This is a genomic window from Paenibacillus sp. PsM32 (genome assembly GCF_030433815.1).
In the GTDB taxonomy this organism is placed as follows: Bacteria; Bacillota; Bacilli; order Paenibacillales; family Paenibacillaceae; genus Saccharibacillus; species Saccharibacillus kyungheensis.
In genome coordinates this window covers 1-23129 of the sequence record NZ_JARUWY010000016.1, presented here as the reverse complement: position 1 = coordinate 23129, position 23129 = coordinate 1, and the positions used below count along the sequence as shown (strand labels likewise).

The window sequence follows — 23129 nt, the reverse complement described above, 5'->3', positions numbered from 1 at the left end:
TTTTTGGAAATACATATGAATATAGGAGTGTTAGCTTTAAATTATTTGGTATTCGCTGTAGAAATTTGCTTTTCAACCCCAGCAATCGCTTTGTTCATTTGAACATCATATTGTGGGTCTTGAATATGCTTCACTAATGCAATCTCAAGGGCAGTTGCTGTTTTCTCATCAATCGCACCTGTCACCGTCAGCTTTTGCTTGGTCTGGAATGATTTCACTGCACTCTCGGTATCACGATCAAAATAACCGTCTTTGCGATCGACACTGTAACCAAGGCCATCTAACATAATTTGAGCACTCTTAATATCGCTATTGTTCATATCATATTTGAGTGTTTTTTCTTTGTTGATTGGAGTCACGGTAAAGTAATCGGGCGGAGCGATTTTCACATCCGGTTTGATTCCTTTTTTATGAATCCAATCTCCATTTGGAGTCAACCATTTGGCAATCGTAATTTTGATTAAACTACCATCGTTAAAGATATTGTCCATACTTGTCTGCACAGTACCTTTACCATAGGTAGTCTCACCATATAATGTAGCACCCGCAGATTGCTTCAATGCACCTGCTAGAATCTCAGAAGCACTTGCACTACCACCATTTGTTACGACAGCAATCGGATATTTAACTCCTTTGCCGGTAGACTTGGTCTCATCACGTTTACCTGCTTTGTCTTCGACTTGTACGATCAATTTGCCATTCGGGACAAATTGTTCAGCCATATCAATTACAACAGACAGAACGCCACCTGGATTGTTACGAACATCAATCACAAGACCTTTCATACCTTCGCCTTCAAGCTTTTTGACTTCAGCATCAAAGCGCTCTGCGGTATTCATTGAGAACTGGGTTACGGTAATCACACCGATTTTGTCAGCAGTCATTCTCGAAGTGACTGTCTCGACATCGATATCATCACGAACAATTTTGAACGTTAAATTATTGGAACTGCCTGAACGTTTAATTTCAATAGTAGCGGTTGTTCCTTTTTTGCCACGAATCTTATTCACAGCATCATTCAAGTCCACACCAGCTAGTGATTCGCCATTGATGGATACGATAATATCTTTCGGACGTAATCCTGCTTTTTCCGCAGGTGAACCTTTGATCGGCGAAACGATCACGACATTGCCATCTTCTTGCGATACTTCTGCACCAATTCCTGTAAATGATCCTGCGATCGATTCAGAAAATTGAGTTGCTGTCTCAGGAGCCATATAACTGGAATAAGGATCACCTAACGCTTCCATCATCCCATTGATTGCACCATCTACAAGCTTGTTACTATCTACATCTTGGTAATAATTACTTTCAATCAATTTAGCAGCTGTACTGAGTTTGCTCTGTTGTTGATCGCTTAGACCTCCACCGCTAAGTGCAGCGAGTAATCCTTGTCCATTTACAGCATTACGAGCAATTCCTGGCAGACTGGTAAAAGCCAGTGTAAGCACGCTACTTAGCACCATCATGGCAATCACAAGCAGTGCTACGGTGCGTTTTCTCATCATGTGTTACCGCCTCTCTGAGCTTAACGCTATTACAGATAACCCATCGGATCGACAGGCGTATTATTCACACGTACTTCAAAGTGACAGTGAGGGCCTGTAGAGTTCCCTGTAGAACCTACTTCTGCAATCTTCTGTCCTTGACTTACTGTCTGACCTACAGAAACAGCAATACCGCCATCACGAATATGTCCGTATAATGTTTTGATCCCATTTCCATGATCGATAATAACTGTATTTCCGTATCCATTTTGCCATTGCGCAACAACTACTGTTCCACCTTGAGCAGCATGAATATCGGTTCCTTGTGGAGCTGCAAAATCGACTCCCGTGTGCATTTTGTATACCCCTTGAATCGGGTGATTACGATATCCGAAAGGAGAAGAAATGCGCGCACCATTCACCGGTAGACCCATACTTCCATTGCCGCTACCTTGATATCCACCTGTACTTGGTGGAGTATAACCGCCACCATCATCAGATGATGGAGGATTGTTGGCTGCTGCTTCTGCTCTTGCTTGAGCTTCTGCTGCCGCACGAGCCGCCGCTGCTGCTCTTTCTTGTGCTTCTAGTGCTGTTTTCTCCTGATAGAGAGAAGCGCGTTTGTCTGCCAAATCCCATAACGCTTGTTCTTGCTCGGATGTGATATCATCCGCATTCTCAATCTGTGTGTTGTATTTAGAAATGAGTACTTGTTTTTCATTTTCTTTTGCATCTAATTCGCCTTTACGCTCTGCTTTTTCAGCGTATAGACTTTTCGCTTTCGCATAAGAAGCGGTTAATTTTTTCTGTGTCACGATTACGAATTGTTTGTCTTTTTCATGTTGAGCCAAGATGTCCTGATCCTGGTCTACAATCATACGCAATGAATCCGCACGTTCTACAAAATCGGAAAAGTTCGTTGAAGCCATTAACACATCCATATAAGAGATTAATCCGTCGGTATACATCATTCGTACACGAGTATCAATCATACCTTCACGAGCATGAATACGTTCTTTGGTTTCAGCCAAATCTTTTTTCGCCTGACGAAGACCTGATTCCGTTTGTGAAATATCACTAGAAACGCGAGCCAACTGACTGCTCACTTCATTGATCGCTTGCAATACTTTACCTAGATCTTTTTGTGTTCTAGCTTTTAGCATTTGCGATTTTTTCTTTTGAGCAGCAGCTTTTTTCTTCTGTTGGGCTGCTTCCTGTGCTTTTTTCTCCACAGCATTTAATTGACTCTGGATATCACTAACCGATTTGGCGGCGTGTACTTGTTGTGGTTGGATCACTGAGACTGCCAATAAAATAACAGCCATAACTGATGCGACTTTTTTCAACTTTTTCTCCCCATCCTTTTACCGTTTGTAGGTTTTTGAAACAGTCGTTTTCCGGCGTTCAGCACTTGCATCAAGTATGATTATCGGCAATGTTTTGCAGATATCTTAGCTTTTTTTGCATATTTACGAAAATAATTTATTTTACACTTTAAGAAAGCGACGAATTGAGAGTGTACTGCCCCATATTCCGATCAATACTCCAAGTCCTAGTAGTAAACTGCCCAATAGCGGCCAGATTTGCTGTAAAGGAATCAAAGTGATCACAGATGCTATTCCGAATGAACGAACCGAAGCGGCTACCAATTGCTGATACCCTATAAATAAAATAGCGATCGTTACGAGTGAACCAATACCGCCTAACAATGCACCTTCAATAAAGAAAGGCCAGCGTATAAACTGATTGGTGGCTCCTACTAACTTCATAATACTAATTTCACGACGACGCGCGAGTATAGTCACTCGAATCGTATTCGCTATCAAGAACATGGCCATCAATCCAAGAGCAGCAACCAGAATTAGACCAATATTGCGGATCAATGCTGTCACTTTGAACAACGTCTGTACTGTATCTCCACCATACCGAACTTTAAGGATAGGTTTTTCAGGATGTTCTTTATTTAATGCTTCTATCTTCTGAGCGACAAAAGGAACGGTAGTTGGTTCAATAACTTGGATACGTAAAGCATCAGGCAATGGATTATTATCTTGCGCATACCCTTGCAAGAATGATTCTCCACCTTCACCTAGACGATCACGTAATTCTTGTAACCCTTGCGCTTTGGGAACAAATGTAACAGTACTCACTTCTGTCATAGCGCTGATCTCTTGTTGCAACTCTTGTCGTAATGACTGATCGACATTGAGTTCCAAAAAGACGTTGATCTCTACTTCGCTATCTGCCTGATCGGCAAGTTGATTCACATTCAAAACTAACAAAATAAATACACCCAAAATAAACAGAGACACAATAATAGAGGTGATCGATGCAACTGACATCCACCCGTTGCGGAATACGCTTCTAAAACCTTCCCGCAAGTGTCGCAAGAAGGTATTAAAATTCATAACCGTACTCCCCTCTAATCTGATCTCTGACGATCATACCGTCTTCGATCGCTAATACCCGACGACGCATCGAATTAACAATATCTCTGTTATGAGTAGCCATAATAATCGTTGTTCCGCGGAAATTAATTTCGTCTAGCAATTGCATAATCCCATATGAAGTCTCTGGATCAAGGTTTCCTGTAGGTTCATCCGCTATAATCACAGCCGGATTATTGACGATTGCGCGTGCAATAGCTATCCGCTGTTGCTCACCACCGGACATTTGTTCAGGGTAACGCCCTGCTTTACTTTGAAGCCCTACCAGATCAAGTACTTCCATTACCCGCTTTTTCATTAATTTTCGCGGCGTTTCAATAACTTCCATTGCAAAAGCAACATTATCGTAAGCTGTTAATTTCGGTAGTAGACGGAAATCTTGAAAAATAACTCCGATATTACGGCGCAACAGTGGAATCTTACGCTGTTTTAATTTGCCTAAATTAAATCCATTTACAGAAATTTGACCTTTTGTTGGTGTTTCTTCACGATACATTAATTTCATAAAGGTAGACTTACCCGCACCGGAAGGACCGACCACATATACAAATTCATTGCGATCAATCTTCACAGATACACCTTGAAGAGCATGAGCTCCATTCGGATAAGTTTTCCAGACATCCTGCATTTCTATCAAATTATCACTTCCTAAATAATCAGATCATTCACCTTATCATAGACAACATTTTGTTATCAGAGATGATGTCTGAATGGTTTTGTTGATTGCATGTGGTACATGGTATTTAGACTCACCATTTCTTCTTATACGGTTACTATTCGTTTTCACAGACAACATTAAGTATAGGTAGGTTGGTTCTTATCAAGTAAACCAATATACGATTAGGTACTTTGTACTGGATGTAGCAAAACACCATATGTTTGAAAGACAGATTCAACAATCTCTATTGTAACAAATTCGTTACCATTTGAGTACTATAATAACTCGAAAATCACTCCATAATCAAAAAAGCCTGAAATCAGCGCAATGCTGAAATCAGACTTTCTTCTGCTAACGTCCTTCAAAAGCGGTTCCATCTCAGACTGACCTGAAGATGAACGATCTTTTTTGGGTTTGTTATGGATACCTGCTATGACTACTTTATATTGCAATCACGTTATTACTTACTTTTGAGTAGGCTTATTCGTTTGAAGAGCACGTTCTTTACCCATACAAGAAACAGCGATAAGTGCTCCAATAGCTGGCAAGACTGCCCACATAAATGTACCTGCAATCGAACTTGTTAATGCTACCTGAATCATCTCAATCACCTGAGCTGGCAAATGAGATTTGATATCATCGGATAGCAAGGCACGTGGATCAAGCTGAGTCAGATCAAGCCCTGCTGGTAATGCACTTTCACCACCACTCTGATTTATCCCTGCTTCTAATTGATTGCTTAATAAGCTACGTTGGATCAATCCAAATATCGTAACACCCAGTGCCATTCCCAGAGAACGAACAAATGTTAATGTAGAGGTCGCTGCTCCGCGTTGACGGAAATCAAAGTTCTGAATTCCGCTGATATTCAGCACTGAGAAAGAAAATCCAATTCCGAAGCCTGCTGTAGCCAGATACAGATATAATAGTAATGCAGGTGTATCCGGTGTAATCCGGCTTAACAATGCCATCCCTAGTACAAATAAAAATCCAGAGATCATCATAATTCGGCGGAATGTTAATTTATTTACCAGTATTCCGCCAAGCATCGCTGCAATCACAGACCCGATCGTCATCGGCATTAGAGTAAGCCCGGAATTGACCGCTGTCCCACCGCTAACCCCTTGAATATAAATCGGAATATAGAGCGCTACTGTAATAAAAGCAGCTCCATAGAAAAAAGCGGCTAATGTACTGCTACTGAACAACCGATCTTTGAACATCGGAAATGAAATAATAGGTTCTGCGGCTTTCTGTTCTGCAAAAATAAATCCGATCAGCAGTACCACAAAGCTTGCAAACAATCCTAAAATCACACCTGAATTCCAAGCGTACGTATCTCCGCCTAGTTCTAAAGCGAACATCAAGGACACGACAGCTCCGATCAATAACGCTGCGCCCCACCAATCAATTTTTTGCTTCGAACGTTCCATCGATTCATGATAAAAAATCATAACCAATAGAAACGAAACAATCCCAAACGGAACATTGATATAGAACACCCAGCGCCAGTTCATATATTGGGTAATATAAGCGCCTAACAGTGGGCCAAATAAACTGGACATACCAAATACAGCGCCTAGTAAGCCTGTCATTTTACCGCGTTTTTCCGGTGGGAATGTATCGAATACAATCGTAAAAGCAATCGGTACCAGCGCACCGCCACCAATCCCTTGAATCGCTCGATAAATACTAAGTTGTACGATCGAGTCTGCTGTACCACACAAAATAGAACCAAGCATAAAGACAACAACACCAAAAATAAAAAATCGCTTACGACCGTACATATCCGATAGTTTGCCGAAAATAGGTGTACCTGCGAGTGAAGCGACCAAGTATGCTGAAGTTACCCATACAAATTGATCAAATCCTCCAAGATCACCTACAATCGTCGCAATTGCTGTAGCTACGATCGTATTATCGATCGCCGCAATAAAAATACCGAGCAGCAACCCTGCAACAATCCAGCCTGTTTTTGAAGCTTTTTGATTTTTTGCAGCAACAGACGCTGACATACACTCACTCCTTTGTCGTAATCATAACATGATCTTTCTGCAAAGCATCGATCAGTTACTGACCCGTTGGTCACAATGGAATGAGTATAGCATATATTGCGTTTAAGATGCCAAACGCGTATTTATATTTACAAAGTAACTCCGCTTTTAAATATCGCGAGTTCGCGGAATTTATTTTTCTCATTATTCACCCAGCGACCACTGGCAACTTCAATAATGTAATCAATAAAATCTTGTAATCCGTCTTCTATCGTTACATCTTCAACCAGTGTGCCTGCATTATAATCGATCCAATGCGGTTTGTTCGCAAATAAAGGGGAATTGGTAGACACTTTCATCGTAGGTACAAAGGAACCAAAAGGTGTTCCCCGTCCGGTAGTAAAAATCACCAGCTGACAACCTGCTGCCGCCAGTGCAGACGAAGCTACCAGATCATTGCCCGGTGCACTTAACAAATTCAGTCCACGTGTCTGCAATCGTTCTCCATATAATAGAACATCTTGTACAGGAGAAATGCCTGACTTTTGCGTACAACCGAGTGATTTATCTTCTAATGTTGTAATTCCGCCTGCTTTGTTACCAGGAGAAGGATTTTCATAGACAGGCTGTTTGTAATCCATAAAATATTGCTTGAAATCATTAATCAAATGTACGATTTTGCCAAATACTTGTTCGTCTGCTGCTCGTTCCATCAATATCTGTTCTGCGCCGAACATCTCAGGTACTTCGGTCAATACTGTTGTCCCACCTTGCGCCGCCATATAATCTGATAATTTGCCCAATAGTGGATTCGCTGTAATCCCTGATAATCCATCCGAACCACCACATTTCAGTCCGATTTTAAGATCGGATAAAGGAATATCTTCTCGATGATCACCCTGTACATGGGCAAATATCTCTTTAAGTAGTTGTACGCCTGCTTCTACTTCGTCTGATACCATTTGAGAGACAAGGAACTTAACGCGATGTTCATCGTATTCACCAATCGCTACTTTGAATTGATCCATTTCATTATTTTCACAGCCCAGTCCAAGTACAAGCACACCGCCTACATTCGGATGCTTGACCGCATCTGCCAAAATAGTTCGTGTATATTGATGATCATCTCCTAGCTGAGAGCAACCATAGCTGTGTTTGAGTACTAATGTATTTTCAAAAGGAGCGATATCACCTACTTCGCGCTGGAACTCGCTTAGAATCAATTCAGCAATTCCGTTCACACAGCCCACAGTAGGTACGATCCATAATTCATTTCGAATTCCTACATCACCATTGCTACGTCGGTAGCCTTGAAAAGCACGATTTTCAAGCGTATACGGATTGAATAACGTTTTGGGATGATAATGATATTCTTCGATACCGGTTAGATTGGTTTTGGCATTATGCGTATGAATATGACTACCTTCTATAATCGGTTGAATCGCATGTCCGATCGGATAGCCGTATTTGATAATATGTTGATTGATCTCGATAGGTTGAAGCGCAATCTTATGCCCGCGGGCGATATCTTCTGTAACTGTAATCTGTTGCTGCAAAGCGGTTGGTGTATCCAGTGTAATCATTTCGCCTTGCTGATAATCACGCAATGCAACGACGACATTGTCATCAGGATGAATCTGTATATATTCAAGCATGGTTAATTATGCCTCCTCATAAGATGTATCTATCCACTGATTTGTACTGCGTATCCATTAAGAAGTAGGTGTTGCAGAATGATCCATCAACGCTTGCAAAGCAACGACAATGCCTTGATGTTGAATACGATACAGATCGTTCGTCACTTGCTCGGTTAAGCCGCTATAATGGTTCAAGTCCATTCCCCAGAAAGATGATTCTCCCAGAACAGCTGTAACGAGCTGATGTAGACTTTGTTGGCTGTTATCGCATACTTTCCATAATTCAGCTAACTGTTGTAATACAGCGATATCATCGTTTAACGCGATCGGTTCTCCACTGCGATCTCCTTTATAAAAAGTGATCAAAGCTGCAAGGGAAAAAACAAGTTTTTGTGGTAATTTGCCTGTCTGTTCGATATAAGCAGTTAGTGTTGGTAGATCGCGCGTTTTGAATTTGGAAATACTATTTAGTGAAATACTCATTAGAAAATGTTGTACATACGGATTACGGAACCGTTCCATTACAGCCTCAGCAAATTGCTCTAGCTCTTCTGCTGGCAAATCCAACGTAGGTATAATCTCATCCTGGATCAATGATCGTACAAAAGCGCCAGTCACCGGATGATCGACCGTCTCTGCAACTGTATTTAGGCCATACAGATAAGCAACAGGGGTCATAGCGGTATGAGCACCATTCAAAATACGTACTTTACGTGTACGATACGGAGCCATATCTTCTACAACTTTGATATGCAGACCTGCTTGGGCAAACGGCAATTCTTGCTCAATCCAAGACGGCCCTTCGATCACAAGTAAGTGAAATGGTTCACCTACTACAACAAATGAATCTTCATATCCAAGCTCTGCTGTAATCTCAGGCATACGCTGTTTGGGATAACCGGGAACAATCCGATCTACCAGACTGCTACAAAATGTATTTGCTTGATGTACCCATGCAACAAATTCAGGCTCTAAGTTCCACAAGTCTGCATATTGCAACACGATTTTTTTTAGTTCATCTCCATTATGATCTATCAATTCACATGGAAGAATAATAAACCCTTTACTTGCTTCTCCATGAAAATGACGGAACCGACGATACAATAGCGATGTTAATTTACCCGGATAACTTTGCTGTGGACGATCTGCTAACTGATCTGTTGGATGAAAAGCAATTCCTGCTTCTGTTGTATTGGAAATGATCCAGCGAAGTTCTGGTTGATAGGCTAAAGCTTCATAGGTTTCATAATGTTCATAAGGATTGATTCCGCGTGTTACACACTCAATCACTTCATGTGTCTGAGAAGGCTGTCCATCTTGAATACCTTCCAGATATACCGTATATAATCCATCTTGTTTATTGAGTGGTTCAGCCATCCCTGTAGCTAACGGTTGTATGATAACAACACCTGCATCAAAGTTCGCTTTTTTGTTCATCTGATGAATCTGCCAATCGGTAAAAGCTCGCAAAAAATTACCTTCGCCAAATTGCACTACTTTTTCAGTATAGGTTGTAGCATGGTATGTGGTTCGGTTGAGTGTGTTCATTATAGATCCTCCTGATCGTTGATTTGTTGAACTGTCTATGGTGAACGAATCTTACGTTCATTTATAAAGTACTTACTAATGATTATAATTTTATGCACACGTTAACAAAGTGAATTAGATCACAATCTTATTATTTATTAAAAAGAGAATTCCTGTGCGTCTACTGATGCTCTGGAATCCTCCTTCTAGACTAGCTGATGAATATACTTTGAACCTTTATCACGAACGAACTGCTGTTGATTTACGTTGAATCAATTCAGTTTCGACAAAGATCAATTCTTGTTGGGTTTCTTTCTCACGAATCTGTTCTAATATTTTCTCTGCCCCACGCGCGCTAATATCTTCGATCGGACGCTTCACTGTTGTTAACGCAGGATTGGTATACATCGAGAAATTGATATCATCAAAGCCGACAATCGATAAGTCTTGCGGTACTTTCAACCCTTGTTCAAATGCCGCATTCATCGCACCAATTGCCATATCATCATTGGAGCAAAATACAGCGGTAGGTGGTGATGATAATGCTAACAATTGTTGCATCGCTTGATAACCACTTTCTGTATCGTATTCTCCACCGACAATATATTCTGCTGGAATCGATAATTGACTTTCTTCCATCGCTTGTAAAAATCCTAATCGGCGTTGTTCTGTCGATTTGAAGCTTTTGATTCCTTCTATAATCGCAATCTGCGTATGACCTTGCTGTATTAGAAAATGACCAGCATGATACGAGCCTTCTTTATCATTAGATACAATATTGACTAGATTCGCATCTGGCAGTAGACGATTAAGAACAACAATCGGAATCTCTTGCTCTAGCACATGATCGATAAAGTCGTTATCAGCTTCACTTTGACTCATCAAAATAATGCCATCAAATCGCTTATGATGAATAGAACTGTAATCCAAATAATCATCTATTCCGCGTACAAATAAATTGTATTCAATCCCGATCACACGATTCACCCCGCGAATCGTGGCGGCAAAAAAGCTACTACTTGTACCATTAGAGATACTGGTAAAAAACAACCCGATCGTATGCGACCGCTGTAAGACCAGACTTTTCGCATTATAATTAGGGATATAATTAACTTCTTGCGCAATTTGCATAATTTTACGTTTGGTGACCTCTTTAATAAGAGGGCTATTATTAAGTGCACGAGAAACAGTCGTATGAGAAACATTCGCTAGCTTTGCGATATCTTTAATTGTGGCTGCCATATGCATACCTTCCTTTATTCCAGCTTGTCCAATAGAACAGAATAGAGGATACGGTCGTTCCTCTTCTCCTAAGAATAACATATTATGATCTACTCACCATAATACGGATGGTTGCCGGACGCTATGCGATTGTTCTCACTCGTATTTACTCTAAAGGTTGATGACGCAATTGTAATTCTTCGACGATTTGTTCATGCTTTTTATCTGTTAATTTGTACATTAATCCGATAATTAACATCGCAATCGCTAGTGCAATCGCAGGATACAGACAAAGTAATGCTTTGATCCCGATCTGCGTCCCTACTGTCTGCACGACATTCGGTACATAACCGATTACAGCCAGACCTACCCCTGATAAGAAACCGGATAATGATTGTGCCAATTTACGTGAAAAGTTAAACAACGAATAAGTAGTTCCTTCTTTACGTTCGCCAGAAGTCCATTCTCCGTAATCGATAATATCGGATACAAATGCCCATGTAACACCATTCGGAATACTAATACCGATAAAAGCAATACTTGCTAAGATTGTGAAAAGATACACATTCGATGGTGCAATAAAGTTGATTGTATCTGCTATTACACTTATTCCAAGCCCGATCATCGCTGTTTTGCGTTTACCAAATCTTTTCACCAGTTTAGGTAAAAATAACACGCCGATAAAGGAAGATCCGATAATAATAAAGTTCATATACGCCATTAGTTCCACATTACCAAGATTATATTGAGCAAAATAAATCAACATCGCTGATTTGATATTATAAGCTGAAATGGTAAACACCGTCATTAATACGAGCACTAACAGTGGTTTGTTACTGACAAACGTTTTGACTACACTGCCGACCGATAATTTTTCAGAAGGAGCTGCCTGACTAATAATCCGTTCTTTGGTTCCGCGGAAGCAGACAATAAAAGCAAGTACTCCAATCACAGACATAATTCCCATAACTACCGGAAATCCTACAGATGGATTAGCGAAATGCACAATCAAAGGCATCACAATAACACTGGTCACAAATAGTGCTCCAAGCGAACCGGCTTGACGGAATGAAGATAATGACGCTCGTTCAATCGTATTCTGAGTGATCGATGCTCCAAGTGAACCATAAGGGATATTAACAAATGAATAGCCAATTCCCCAGATCATATAAGACGCATACGCATAAATTAATTTACCGGTTACCGATAGATTAGGTGAGATAAACGTAAACACTGTAAGAATCGCAAGAATAATACTTCCATAGATCAGATACGGTCTAAATTTACCGTTTTTCCCGATATTTTTGCGATAATCAATCGATGAACCTACAATCGGATCACAGATCGCTGCAAATAATTTACTGACTAGAAAAATACCTGCTGCTGCGATTGCAGGAATACCGGCAACATCTGTAAAAAATTTAAGCAGATACAATTGCCCTAGATCAAACATAAATCCGTTCCCAAAGTCCCCCATACCGTATGAAATCTTTTCTTTAAGACTGATCTTGCCGTCAATTACATTTTCTTCTGCTTTGACCCCTTTTAATGTAGCTACTCCCATGTGACACACCCCTTGATTTGATAAAATCAACCGCTTACAATACAGATACGATTTGGCTCTTCTACTACGCGTTGTTATACTTATGGCATTCATAATAACTTTGCTATCACACATTCATATATTGTGAAATTAATCACATAATCATTTAAAATAAAGATCGCTTTGACTGCATACGCTAGAACATTACTATAATAGATCACTTATTCTAGCAGTCAGCCAAAGCGATTTTTGTATCTTTTTATTGCACAGATACTACAGCAGGAAAATTAAAGTACTGCTCTGCATTCGTATAACAAATGCCTTCAACGATACCGCTTAACAATTCCATATCATCAGGAACTTCCCCTTGCTCTACCCATGTTCCTAATAGATCACATAATAGACGGCGGAAATATTCATGACGAGTATACGATAAAAAGCTACGTGAATCGGTTAGCATTCCTACAAAACGTGCTAACACACCCATATTAGCTAACAATTTCATTTGTTCATGCATACCATCACGATGATCGTTGTACCACCATGCTGTACCGAACTGAATTTTGCCAGCGATTCCACCGCTCTGGAAGCTACCTGCTGCACTAGCTAATACAGGGTAATCATTCGGATTCAGTGAATACAAAATCGTTTTCGGTAATGCTCCTGCCGATTCCATCGCATCTAGTAAAGATACTAATGGTTTGGCAATCAATCCATCATTTACGGAATCATAACCGGTATCCGGCCCTAACTTACGGAACATCGATGTATTGTTGTTACGTAGCGCATGAATATGGAACTGCATCGCCCAATCCAATTCAGCATACAATTGACTTAAAAATACAAGTGTATACGATTTGTGCTTCGCTTCTTCTTCACTGCTTACTTGTCCTTGCTCTAATGCTTTGGCAAAAATCTCATTCACTTCTGCTTGCGTCGCTTCTGCAAAAACAACCGTATCCAGTGCATGGTCAGATACACGTCCACCTGCCGCATGGAAAAAGCGAACTCTTTGCTCAAGCGCTTTCAAAAAGTCATCATAAGTGCGAATATCTGAACCATACACCACTACTAATTGCTCTAACCACGGACGGAAAGTTGCACGATTAATTTCTAATGCTTTATCCGGGCGGAAGCTTGGCAACACCGCTGTAGAGAAATCGCTTAATCCACGAATCTGTGCATGATAACCAAGATCATCAAATGGATCATCGGTTGTACAGACTACAGTTACTTTCGATTTGGTAATCAGATCACGTGCTCCAAATCCTTCTCCTTGCAACTGTTCATTTACTTTTTGCCAGATCTGCGGAGCTGTCTTTTCACTTAATAATTCTTCTACTCCGAAAAAGCGTTGTAATTCAAGATGAGTCCAGTGATACAGCGGATTGCCAATCAATTGCGGTACTGTTCTTGCCCACGCTAGAAATTTGTCGTAATCATCGGCATCGCCTGTAATATATTTTTCTTCTACACCATTTGCACGCATAACCCGCCATTTGTAATGATCGCCGTACAACCATGCTTCTGTAATATTTTTAAACGTTTTGTTCTCCAAAATTTCTTGCGGACTTAAATGACAATGGTAATCAATAATCGGCATATCTTTGGCTACTTGATGATACAGTTGGATCGCTGTATCACTATGTAACATAAAGTTTTGATCCAAAAATTTAGCAGTCATTGTATTCCTTCCTTTCGTTGATTCAGCAATGTTTATTCATTTTGTTAACGTGAACATTTACAGTCTTATTGTATCTCTTTTTGTAGAATACGCAATAGGATTTCGATATTTTTATTGTTACAGTTATATGAACTAAGAAGTGCTGTTATTGTAACAGATATCACAGCAAAATCATAATCTAGGCACCGAGTCATAGAATAACCACTTATCGTTGATATACAATAATAACAATCCCAATTCAGGAGGTACATGTACATATGAATATCTCAATCGAAGCACCCAAAATTCCTCAGCATTTAGAAGCTTTACATGAGCCTTTATACACATTGCAATCCAAAGACGAATTCAGCCACGCCAGAATAGAACATTTCACCATTGATCGTCAGGAAGCACAGCGTGTTTCTTTTGATAAAACAATCTTTGAACACGTAGATATGATCGAGTCTCATTTAGCTGAAATCGAACTGACCGATGTAATATTTGATCAATGTGATCTGTCTAATATTCCATTTCCTCGTTCGTTTGTACATCGTACTGAATTTCGCAACTGCAAATTAATCGGTACTGATTTTGCTCAAAGTCGATTGCAAAATGTTCGTTTTACTGATTGTGTTGCTGATTATTCTGTATTTCGCTTTTCCCAGTTCAAACGTGTTCTTTTTGAAAATTGTTCATTGCTTGGTGCTGATTATTGTTCATCGGTATTTAACTCTGTTTTTTTCGAACAATGTCAATTAGATACAGCGATGCTGTCAGGTACTTCGTTAGATACAGTTGATCTAAGCACCTGTGATTTTACAAGTTTGCAGATTGAGATTGAAGATTTACGCGGATGTATTATATCGCCTTATCAAGCTTCTTCATTTGTAGGACTAATGGGGTTGGTGATCAAATCGTAATATTCAAAAAGGACAACCAGCATCAGCATGGTTGTCCTTTTTGAGATGACTTTTTTTGAAATGATAGGTTAAAAGCAATAAGAATAGAGAGGATCAACATGAGACATCATCCACACTCCAACCCTGCTCTATTCTATGCAAAATTATTAAGCGATTGTTCTGCTTTACCTATATGTTCATGTATTCTACTGCACATGACCTTCTAGCCATGTTACAGTGTGCGTTAATTTATCTTCTGCACGTTTGATAGCTGCTGCTACCTGTACGGTTGCTGTACCGCCGTATACATTACGTGCATTCACGACAGCTTCTGGTTGCAACACTGCGTAGATACTATCGTCGAACAATGGAGAGAAGTTTTGGAATTCTTCCAATGTTAGATCTAGCAAGTATTTGCCTTCTTGAATACAGTACAAGACCGTTTTACCAATCACTTCATGAGCTTGACGGAAAGGCAACCCTTTGCCTACCAGGAAGTCTGCAATATCAGTCGCATTGGAAAAGTCTTTATTAACCGCTTCACGCATCCGTCCTGTATTCACTTTCATTGTAGCGATCATCGGAGCAAATAATTGAAGTGCACCTTCCAAAGTAGCTACGGTATCAAACATACCTTCTTTGTCTTCTTGCATATCTTTATTATAAGCAAGCGGTAACGATTTGAGTACGGTTAGTAATCCGATCAGATTACCGTATACACGACCGGTTTTACCGCGTACCAATTCAGCAACATCTGGATTTTTTTTCTGTGGCATAATACTGCTACCGGTACAGAACGCATCATCCAATTCAACAAAGCTAAATTCAGTACTGCTCCATAACACTAACTCTTCACATAGACGAGAAAGATGCGTCATAATTAATGAAGCCCCTGCGAGAAATTCAACGATAAAGTCACGATCACTTACTGCATCCAGACTATTTTCGTAAACTCCATCAAATCCTAGTTGCTCTGCTACATAATGACGATCGATCGGGAAAGTAGTCCCTGCGAGTGCACCTGCACCCAGTGGCAATACATTGATCCGCTTGTAGCTGTCTTTCAGACGATCGATATCACGTTCAAACATCGAGACATATGCCATCAGATGATGAGGGAAAAGGATCGGTTGAGCCCGTTGTAGATGCGTATATCCCGGGATAATCGTATCCATATTGCTTTTCGCTTGTGTAATCAACGATTCTTGTAACGCATGAAGTAGTCCTGTTAACTCCACCACACGTTTACGCAAATATAAATGCATATCTGTAGCCACCTGATCGTTACGGCTACGTCCGGTGTGTAATTTACCACCAACAGCGCCTACTTCTTCGATCAAGTGCTTTTCAATATTCATATGAATATCTTCATCCGACACCGAAAATTGAATCTCGCCTGCACGAATTTTGTCCAATACTTTATTCAGTCCGTTTTTGATGATTTCTACATCTTCAGCAGGAACGATTCCGCATTTGCCTAGCATACTTACATGTGCCAGACTGCCCTGAATATCTTCTTCTGCCAAAGCTTTATCAAAATTAATCGAAGCTGTATATTCTTCAACCAGATGATTCGTTTGCTTGGTAAAACGTCCGCCCCATAATTTACTCATATTGGTGACTCACTCTCCTTTATCCGCTTGAGCTGCTTGACGCACACCTGCGCCTACACGTAGACGAAGAGCATTCAATTGGATAAAGCCTGCTGCATCCCCTTGATCATAAGCATTGGTTGGATCAGCTTCCATCGTTGCAATTTCAGGGTTATACAGGCTGTATGGACTGCTTAGACCTGCTGCAATAATATTGCCTTTGTATAATTTCACACGTACGGTACCTGTTACATTTTTTTGGCTTTCTGTAACAAGCGCTTGAAGAGCAAGACGTTCCGGTGCGAACCAGAAGCCATTGTATACTAGATTGCTATAACGTGTAATTAACGAATCACGCAGACTCATCACTTCACGATCCATTGTTAATGATTCTAATTTGCGGTGAGCTGTGAACAGAATCGTTCCGCCCGGTGTCTCATATACGCCGCGGCTCTTCATACCGACAAAACGGTTTTCCACCATATCGACACGACCGATACCATGTTTACCACCAAGCTCATTCAATTTCTCCATCGCTGCAAGCGGAGTTAATTTTTCTCCATTAAGCGCAACACAGTTACCATTTTCAAATTCCAAATCTAACATTTCTGGTTGATCGGGTGCATCTTCTGGAGACACGCTGAGTAAGAACATATCTTTGTTGCTTTCTGCACTTGCATCAAAGTTCGGATCTTCCAGCACACCACTTTCATAACTAATATGTAGCAAGTTACGATCTGTTGAATATGGTTTTGCTGCTGAAGCTGTAACGGTAATACCATGTTTTTCAGCATACTCAATCATTTCTGCACGTCCCGGGAATTGATCACGGAATGTTTCTAAGCGCCATGGAGCGATAACTTTGATCTCAGGAGCTAGAGCCGCTGCATTCAATTCAAATCGAACCTGATCGTTTCCTTTACCTGTTGCACCGTGAGCGATAGCCATAGCACCTTCAGCACGCGCAATCTCAACCATACGCTTCGCAATCAGTGGACGAGCAATACTTGTACCTAGAAGATATTGCCCTTCGTATAGCGCTCCTGCTTGGAACATAGGATAGATAAAGTCTTCGGCAAATTCTGCACGCAAATCATCGATATAGACTTTGGAAGCCCCTGTTGCTAATGCTTTTTCTTCCAATCCATCCAATTCATCCGCTTGTCCGATATCTGCTGTAAATGCGATAATTTCTGCATCGTACGTTTCTTTTAACCATTTCAAAATGATAGACGTATCCAGTCCACCCGAGTATGCAAGTACAATTTTATTTTTAGCCATAGTAATGTGTTCCCTCCATTTTCCTTCTTGTCAAAATCGCAGTTATTTCTTTATTTTTTCGCCTTCAATGATCTTGCTTTATTGTTCCAAATTCAAAGTAACGATAAAAATACTTCGTTTTTGTTATCCGATCAAAGCCGCCATAATTGCTTTTTGTGCATGTAGACGATTTTCAGCTTCATCAAAAATGACACTGTTCGGTCCATCGATCACACCTGCACTCACTTCTTCACCGCGGTGAGCAGGAAGGCAATGCAAGAAGATATAATCGGATTTGGCATGACTGACCAATTCTTCATTGACCTGATAATCTTTGAAAGCTTGTTCCCGAATCTTCTGCTCTTCTTCAAAGCCCATACTTGCCCAGACATCGGTATAGATTACATCTGCATCTTGCACCGCTTCTTTCGGATCGCGTACGACTTTGATGGTTGCTCCACTTTCAGCCGCTAAGGCTTCGCACTGTTTCACCACTTCAGGATCAGGCTCATAGCCTTCTGGACTAGCTACATACACATCCAGACCTACACGCGCACCACCGATCATCAGCGAGTGTGCCATATTGTTACCGTCTCCGATATAAGCTAATTTCAATCCTTTGAGTTTGCCTTTGCTCTCGACAATCGTCTGGAAATCAGCAAGCACCTGACAAGGATGCCCTAGATCGCTTAGTCCGTTAATCACAGGAATATCTGCATATTTCGCTAGTTCCGTTACATTTTCATGTCCAAACGTACGAATCATAATCCCATCGAGATAACGAGACATTACACGCGCTGTATCGGCGATAATCTCTCCGCGTCCCATTTGGATATCGTTTTTACTCAAGAACAACGCATGTCCTCCAAGTTGGAAAGTACCTACTTCAAAAGATACCCGGGTACGTGTCGAAGATTTCTCGAAAATTAATCCGACTGTTTTACCTTCGAGTGGACGATACGATTCTCCTGCTTTTTGCTTGCGTTTCAATTCTATCGCTAGATCGATTAGAAAATGAATTTCTTCTGCTGTATAGTCGCTTAATTCTACGAAGTCTTTGCCTTTAAAATGACTAAGCTCTAATGAGCTGTTTTTCGATACTGGATCTGTCATTGGTGTAAACCTCCATCCTTCTGTTTATTTACCATTGAGTTGGGTCTGACTATTTACAATCGGCGCATAGGCTTCGATAATCTCTTTAATTCCATTCACTGCTTGATCAACTTCTTCTTTAGTGACCAATAGATTAGGTAACAGACGAATCACATTAGGTCCTGCTGTAATAAACAACAGTCCTTTTTCTTGTCCAACTACAACCAATTCTCCAACAGGCCCATCACATTCGATACCGATCAATAATCCTTTTCCACGAATATCTTTGACAAATGGATGATGACCGATCTTCTCTTGTAATTGTTGTTGTAAATACGTTCCCATCGTAGCGGCTTGTTCTACCACATTATGTTCTTGCATCGTTTCGATCGTAGCGATAACAGCGGCTGTAGCTAAAGGTGTTCCTCCAAATGTAGAGCCATGACTGCCTGCGACAAAAGCTTCTTTCAAAAAAGCTTTACCGACCAATGCTCCGATCGGGAATCCGCTTCCTAGCCCTTTAGCTAATGTGAAAATATCCGGTTCGATACCGTAATGCTCATAGGCAAACATTTTGCCTGTACGTCCCATGCCTGTCTGTACTTCATCAATAATGAGTAGCAATCCATGTTCATTACACAGGTCTACAATATGTTGCATAAATTCAGGTTCTACTGGATAGACGCCACCTTCAGCCTGAATCATTTCGATCATAATCGCTGCTGTATGTTCGTTAACAGCTGACTTCAGGGCATCCAGGTCATGTAAAGGTACAGTCACAAATCCAGCAGGCAATGGATGGAATCCTTCTTTGACTTTATCTTGTCCGGTAGCTGTCAATGTAGCCAGCGTACGACCGTGAAATGATTGCCCGAACGTAATAATTTCGTAGCGTTCTTCACCTTTGACTTTTTGTTGATATTTGCGAGCTAACTTGATTGCCCCTTCATTCGCTTCGGCTCCACTGTTACAGAAAAATACTGCATCGCCACAGCTATGATCGGTAATTAATTTCGCGGCTTGCTCTTGATTCGGAATATGAAACAGATTCGATGTATGCCACAGTTGATCCAACTGGTTTTTGAGTTTATCGATCACAGCGTCTGGTGCATGACCTAGATTCGTCACAGCAATTCCGCACATGAAATCGAGATATTTTTTGCCATCGGTATCCCACAGATAACTGCCTTTTCCTTTAGCAAAAGCGATAGGATAACGCGCATACGTCGGGAATAAAGAACTTTCAGATTGCTCGGTTTGTGTTGGTTGTGCAGATTGACTGCTGATCGGATTAGCCATGCTGGTCACGCTCCTCATAATTAGTGTGTGATTTGAAAAACGAATGAAAATGGGGGATATGCTAACACTGTTCCAAAAATGGATTTGTTCTTGTCGTCGCTGTTGAGGTGGTATCCTTTTGATTCCGCTTTGCGGTAAGGATACCACCTCAAAGGCGAGCGCTTCGCTCTTTCAGAATCAAATCCATTTTTTCCACTCTGTGCATATAACCTCATTTTAAGATCGTTTTTAATTTTACAGGTGGAGTGGCAGGGTAGTTCAATTTCTTGAATTTTGGATTAGTGAAATAGATTTAATAGTTTAAAAGCTGATTAGTTAAAATACGCTAATCTGGATTCGTACTTTTGCACAGATATGATCAGTTTTAGAAAGATTTATTTTAAGTTAGATACACAGATACATGATAATATGGTTACATGTACTTTGTATGAGATTGAATATCTTTAAGATACTAATTAAAATAAACAGGAGTTTTTAATAATAGATACTGTTTATCATCTATCTGAACTATAGATGTAATGGTTGTTTTAGCTTGGTTTGTATCTTTAATTTTTACGTACAATGCGTGTGCCTATGGTTTCGCCTTTGAGTACACGGCTGAGTACTTGGGGTTCGGTGCCGTCTACGATGATTACTTCTTGGACATCACCGTGGATGCAGGCGATGGCTGCTTTAACTTTAGGGATCATGCCGCCGTAGATTTCTCCGGTAGCGATCATATCCTCGATATCTTGAATAGATACTTGAGGCAATACTTGTTTGTTGCCATCTATTGTTCGCATGATTCCGGGTACGTCTGTAACGACTATCATTTGGAGTACGCCTAGAAAAGAAGCGACCGCACCGGCAGCAGTATCTGCATTGATATTATAACGTTGTCCTGTAGCATCGCTTCCAACAGGCGCAATGATCGGCATATAACCTAGATCAACAATTCCTTGAATAATAGAAGCTTCAACATACGTTACATCACCGACTAGCCCGACTTCGCTAGAATTTGCTACAGGTTTGGCCTGGATCAATGAGCCATCTACACCGGAAATACCGATCGCTTTGCCACCTGTACTCTGGATACGTCGCACAATCTGCTTGTTGATACTGCCTGATAGTACCATTTCTACAACGTCTAATACTTCTTCTGTCGTTTTACGCAATCCACCTACAAATTCAGTTTCAATACCCAATTTGCTCAAATTTTCAGAGATTGCTGGTCCACCGCCATGTACAATAACGGGTTGGATACCTGATAATTGAATCTCATTCAAGTCGGTGAAAAAAGAATCAGGTAATGCTGCAAGTGTACTTCCTCCGCACTTCATTACAAAAGTACGTGTAGTTGATCCGCTCATTGTTTGTATCACCTAGCCTTTATTTGAACTTGAATAATCCAATACTATTGTTATGTGCGATAAGCGGCATTAATACGTACATAGTCATACGTCAAATCACAGCCCCATGCTACAGCTTGTCCTTCGCCATAATGCAAATCAACCACGATTTCGACTTTATCCCCTTGCAAATAAGCTAATGCTGCTTCTTCATCAAATGTAACCGGTCTAGAGCCTGTCAGCACGACGATATCGCCTAATCGAATATCTACTGTCTCTACATTCAAAGGTTCGCCTGCACGCCCTACAGCGGCTATAACACGTCCCCAGTTCGCATCTGCTCCAAACATCGCTGATTTAACCAAACTTGAGCCAATTACCGTTTTAGCAATCGCTCTAGCCGATAATTCACTGATTGCTCCAGTTACAACCACTTCTACTAATTTGGTCGCTCCTTCACCATCACGTGCAATCGCTTGAGCTAGATATTCACAGACTTTACGGAAAGCCGCAGCAAAATGAGCCCAATCTGGATGCTCTGGTGTTAATTCATTATGTTTGACAAAGCCACTTGCCATCGCAACCAACATATCGTTAGTACTTGTATCTCCATCTACAGTAATCATATTAAATGTCTGATCTGTCGTTTGACTTAATAATTGGTGTAACGCACTGGAAGAGATCACAGCATCTGTAGTCATAAAAGCAAGCATCGTCGCCATATTCGGATGAATCATTCCAGATCCTTTGGCTGCTCCAGCAATATGCACTTCTTGTCCATCTACCATTACAGATACACAGATTTCTTTTTTAACCAAATCGGTTGTTAAAATCGATTGGCAAAATGCTTCTGCATGTTCTTCTGTTTTGCCGATATGTGCAGGAAGGCGAGTGATTCCAGCAGATAAACGATCCATTTTGAGCAATTCACCAATCACACCTGTTGAGGCTACCGCTACTTCGTGTTCATGTACACCTAGATACTGCGCGGTCTGAGCACGCATCGTATATGCATCTTGCTCACCTTGTTTGCCTGTGCATGCATTTGCATTTCCACTATTAGCCACTACTGCGCGCAATGTGCCATGTGCTAGACTTTCACGAGTCACTTGAAGGGGTGCGGCTTGAAATAGATTCGTTGTATATACTGCCGCTGCATTGGCCAGTACATCACAGACGATGACCCCAAGATCGTTACGCTCTGTTTTTTTGAGACCACAATGCAATCCACCTACCTGAAATCCTTGAGGAGTTACAATAGAACCTCCCTCAACTACTTTGAATCCCTGATCTGCCATGATATCTCCTCTCACTTCCTGATCGACAATGACTACTCTAAATGCTATACATGGAATAGATATTTTGCTTTGCAAAAATCTTTTTTTTATTGGACTTGGGTCGTGCTTATATTGCCAAGCACTATGGACTAGATATTTTGCTTTGCAAAAATCTTTTTTTTATTGGACTTGGGTCGTGCTTATA

The 23129-nt window shown here is 40.8% G+C and carries 17 protein-coding genes; 1 reads left to right on the top strand and 16 read right to left on the bottom strand.

The window, feature by feature from the left end; genetic code table 11:
• Positions 1 to 41: 41 nt before the first annotated feature.
• The 10 genes from QCD85_RS21295 to uxaC form a co-directional block, all read right to left on the bottom strand.
• Positions 42 to 1508 (bottom strand): S41 family peptidase, encoded by a 1467-nt coding sequence (locus QCD85_RS21295; protein ID WP_273613715.1) that lies wholly within the window; start codon positions 1506 to 1508, stop codon positions 42 to 44.
• Positions 1509 to 1537: 29 nt separating this feature from the next.
• On the bottom strand, positions 1538 to 2833 hold the full coding sequence (locus QCD85_RS21290) for a murein hydrolase activator EnvC family protein (protein WP_301263828.1): 1296 nt from the start codon (positions 2831 to 2833) through the stop codon (positions 1538 to 1540).
• Between the two features lie 141 nt (positions 2834 to 2974).
• Entirely contained in the window at positions 2975 to 3895 is a 921-nt protein-coding gene (gene ftsX / locus QCD85_RS21285) for a permease-like cell division protein FtsX (RefSeq protein ID WP_273613717.1), read from the bottom strand.
• Positions 3885 to 4571: a cell division ATP-binding protein FtsE gene (ftsE, locus tag QCD85_RS21280; RefSeq protein ID WP_204827203.1), complete on the bottom strand. Its 687-nt coding sequence runs from the start codon at positions 4569 to 4571 to the stop codon at positions 3885 to 3887. Before ftsE ends, ftsX begins: the two co-directional genes overlap by 11 nt.
• Positions 4572 to 5056: 485 nt before the next feature.
• On the bottom strand, positions 5057 to 6607 hold the full coding sequence (locus QCD85_RS21275) for an MDR family MFS transporter (protein WP_301263827.1): 1551 nt from the start codon (positions 6605 to 6607) through the stop codon (positions 5057 to 5059).
• Between the two features lie 128 nt (positions 6608 to 6735).
• Positions 6736 to 8241, bottom strand: a complete 1506-nt coding sequence (locus QCD85_RS21270; RefSeq protein WP_301263826.1) for a UxaA family hydrolase — start codon at positions 8239 to 8241, stop codon at positions 6736 to 6738.
• 57 nt (positions 8242 to 8298) lie between these two features.
• Positions 8299 to 9771, bottom strand: coding sequence for a tagaturonate reductase (locus QCD85_RS21265; RefSeq protein ID WP_301263825.1), 1473 nt, complete (start codon positions 9769 to 9771; stop codon positions 8299 to 8301).
• Positions 9772 to 9990: 219 nt separating this feature from the next.
• Positions 9991 to 10992 (bottom strand): LacI family DNA-binding transcriptional regulator, encoded by a 1002-nt coding sequence (locus QCD85_RS21260; protein ID WP_301263824.1) that lies wholly within the window; start codon positions 10990 to 10992, stop codon positions 9991 to 9993.
• Between the two features lie 145 nt (positions 10993 to 11137).
• Positions 11138 to 12535 carry an MFS transporter gene (locus QCD85_RS21255; protein ID WP_301263823.1) on the bottom strand — a complete coding sequence of 466 codons (1398 nt, stop codon included), beginning with the start codon at positions 12533 to 12535 and terminating at the stop codon, positions 11138 to 11140.
• Positions 12536 to 12773: 238 nt separating this feature from the next.
• Entirely contained in the window at positions 12774 to 14198 is a 1425-nt protein-coding gene (uxaC, locus tag QCD85_RS21250) for a glucuronate isomerase (RefSeq protein WP_301263822.1), read from the bottom strand.
• Between the two features lie 257 nt (positions 14199 to 14455).
• Between uxaC and QCD85_RS21245 the strand changes: the two genes are divergently transcribed.
• Positions 14456 to 15097: a pentapeptide repeat-containing protein gene (locus QCD85_RS21245; protein WP_301263821.1), complete on the top strand. Its 642-nt coding sequence runs from the start codon at positions 14456 to 14458 to the stop codon at positions 15095 to 15097.
• Between the two features lie 185 nt (positions 15098 to 15282).
• Here the strand turns inward: QCD85_RS21245 and argH are convergent, their stop codons facing one another.
• The 6 genes from argH to argJ all read right to left on the bottom strand — a co-directional run bounded on the left by argH (position 15283) and on the right by argJ (position 22945).
• Complete coding sequence (gene argH / locus QCD85_RS21240; protein ID WP_301263820.1) at positions 15283 to 16689, bottom strand: argininosuccinate lyase; 1407 nt, start codon at positions 16687 to 16689, stop codon at positions 15283 to 15285.
• A 9-nt stretch (positions 16690 to 16698) separates the two neighbouring features.
• Complete coding sequence (locus QCD85_RS21235; protein WP_069328524.1) at positions 16699 to 17949, bottom strand: argininosuccinate synthase; 1251 nt, start codon at positions 17947 to 17949, stop codon at positions 16699 to 16701.
• 123 nt (positions 17950 to 18072) lie between these two features.
• On the bottom strand, positions 18073 to 19041 hold the full coding sequence (gene argF / locus QCD85_RS21230) for an ornithine carbamoyltransferase (RefSeq protein WP_301263819.1): 969 nt from the start codon (positions 19039 to 19041) through the stop codon (positions 18073 to 18075).
• A 24-nt stretch (positions 19042 to 19065) separates the two neighbouring features.
• Positions 19066 to 20319, bottom strand: a complete 1254-nt coding sequence (locus QCD85_RS21225) for an acetylornithine transaminase (RefSeq protein WP_273613728.1) — start codon at positions 20317 to 20319, stop codon at positions 19066 to 19068.
• Positions 20320 to 20864: 545 nt separating this feature from the next.
• A complete protein-coding gene (gene argB / locus QCD85_RS21220) occupies positions 20865 to 21668 on the bottom strand; it encodes an acetylglutamate kinase (RefSeq protein ID WP_301263818.1) in 804 nt (267 codons plus the stop codon).
• Between the two features lie 50 nt (positions 21669 to 21718).
• Positions 21719 to 22945 (bottom strand): bifunctional glutamate N-acetyltransferase/amino-acid acetyltransferase ArgJ, encoded by a 1227-nt coding sequence (gene argJ / locus QCD85_RS21215; protein WP_301263817.1) that lies wholly within the window; start codon positions 22943 to 22945, stop codon positions 21719 to 21721.
• Between the last annotated feature and the right edge of the window lie 184 nt (positions 22946 to 23129).

Coding starts and splice junctions, on each gene's coding strand:
- argF (WP_301263819.1), bottom strand. CDS start 19,041: ATGACAGATCCAGTATCGAAAAACAGCTCATTAGAGCTTAGTCATTTT.
- QCD85_RS21260 (WP_301263824.1), bottom strand. CDS start 10,992: ATGGCAGCCACAATTAAAGATATCGCAAAGCTAGCGAATGTTTCTCAT.
- QCD85_RS21270 (WP_301263826.1), bottom strand. CDS start 8,241: ATGCTTGAATATATACAGATTCATCCTGATGACAATGTCGTCGTTGCA.
- QCD85_RS21245 (WP_301263821.1), top strand. CDS start 14,456: ATGAATATCTCAATCGAAGCACCCAAAATTCCTCAGCATTTAGAAGCT.
- argB (WP_301263818.1), bottom strand. CDS start 21,668: ATGAGCGGATCAACTACACGTACTTTTGTAATGAAGTGCGGAGGAAGT.
- uxaC (WP_301263822.1), bottom strand. CDS start 14,198: ATGACTGCTAAATTTTTGGATCAAAACTTTATGTTACATAGTGATACA.
- ftsX (WP_273613717.1), bottom strand. CDS start 3,895: ATGAATTTTAATACCTTCTTGCGACACTTGCGGGAAGGTTTTAGAAGC.
- argH (WP_301263820.1), bottom strand. CDS start 16,689: ATGAGTAAATTATGGGGCGGACGTTTTACCAAGCAAACGAATCATCTG.
- argJ (WP_301263817.1), bottom strand. CDS start 22,945: ATGGCAGATCAGGGATTCAAAGTAGTTGAGGGAGGTTCTATTGTAACT.
- QCD85_RS21255 (WP_301263823.1), bottom strand. CDS start 12,535: ATGGGAGTAGCTACATTAAAAGGGGTCAAAGCAGAAGAAAATGTAATT.
- QCD85_RS21275 (WP_301263827.1), bottom strand. CDS start 6,607: ATGTCAGCGTCTGTTGCTGCAAAAAATCAAAAAGCTTCAAAAACAGGC.
- QCD85_RS21235 (WP_069328524.1), bottom strand. CDS start 17,949: ATGGCTAAAAATAAAATTGTACTTGCATACTCGGGTGGACTGGATACG.
- QCD85_RS21225 (WP_273613728.1), bottom strand. CDS start 20,319: ATGGCTAATCCGATCAGCAGTCAATCTGCACAACCAACACAAACCGAG.
- QCD85_RS21295 (WP_273613715.1), bottom strand. CDS start 1,508: ATGATGAGAAAACGCACCGTAGCACTGCTTGTGATTGCCATGATGGTG.
- QCD85_RS21265 (WP_301263825.1), bottom strand. CDS start 9,771: ATGAACACACTCAACCGAACCACATACCATGCTACAACCTATACTGAA.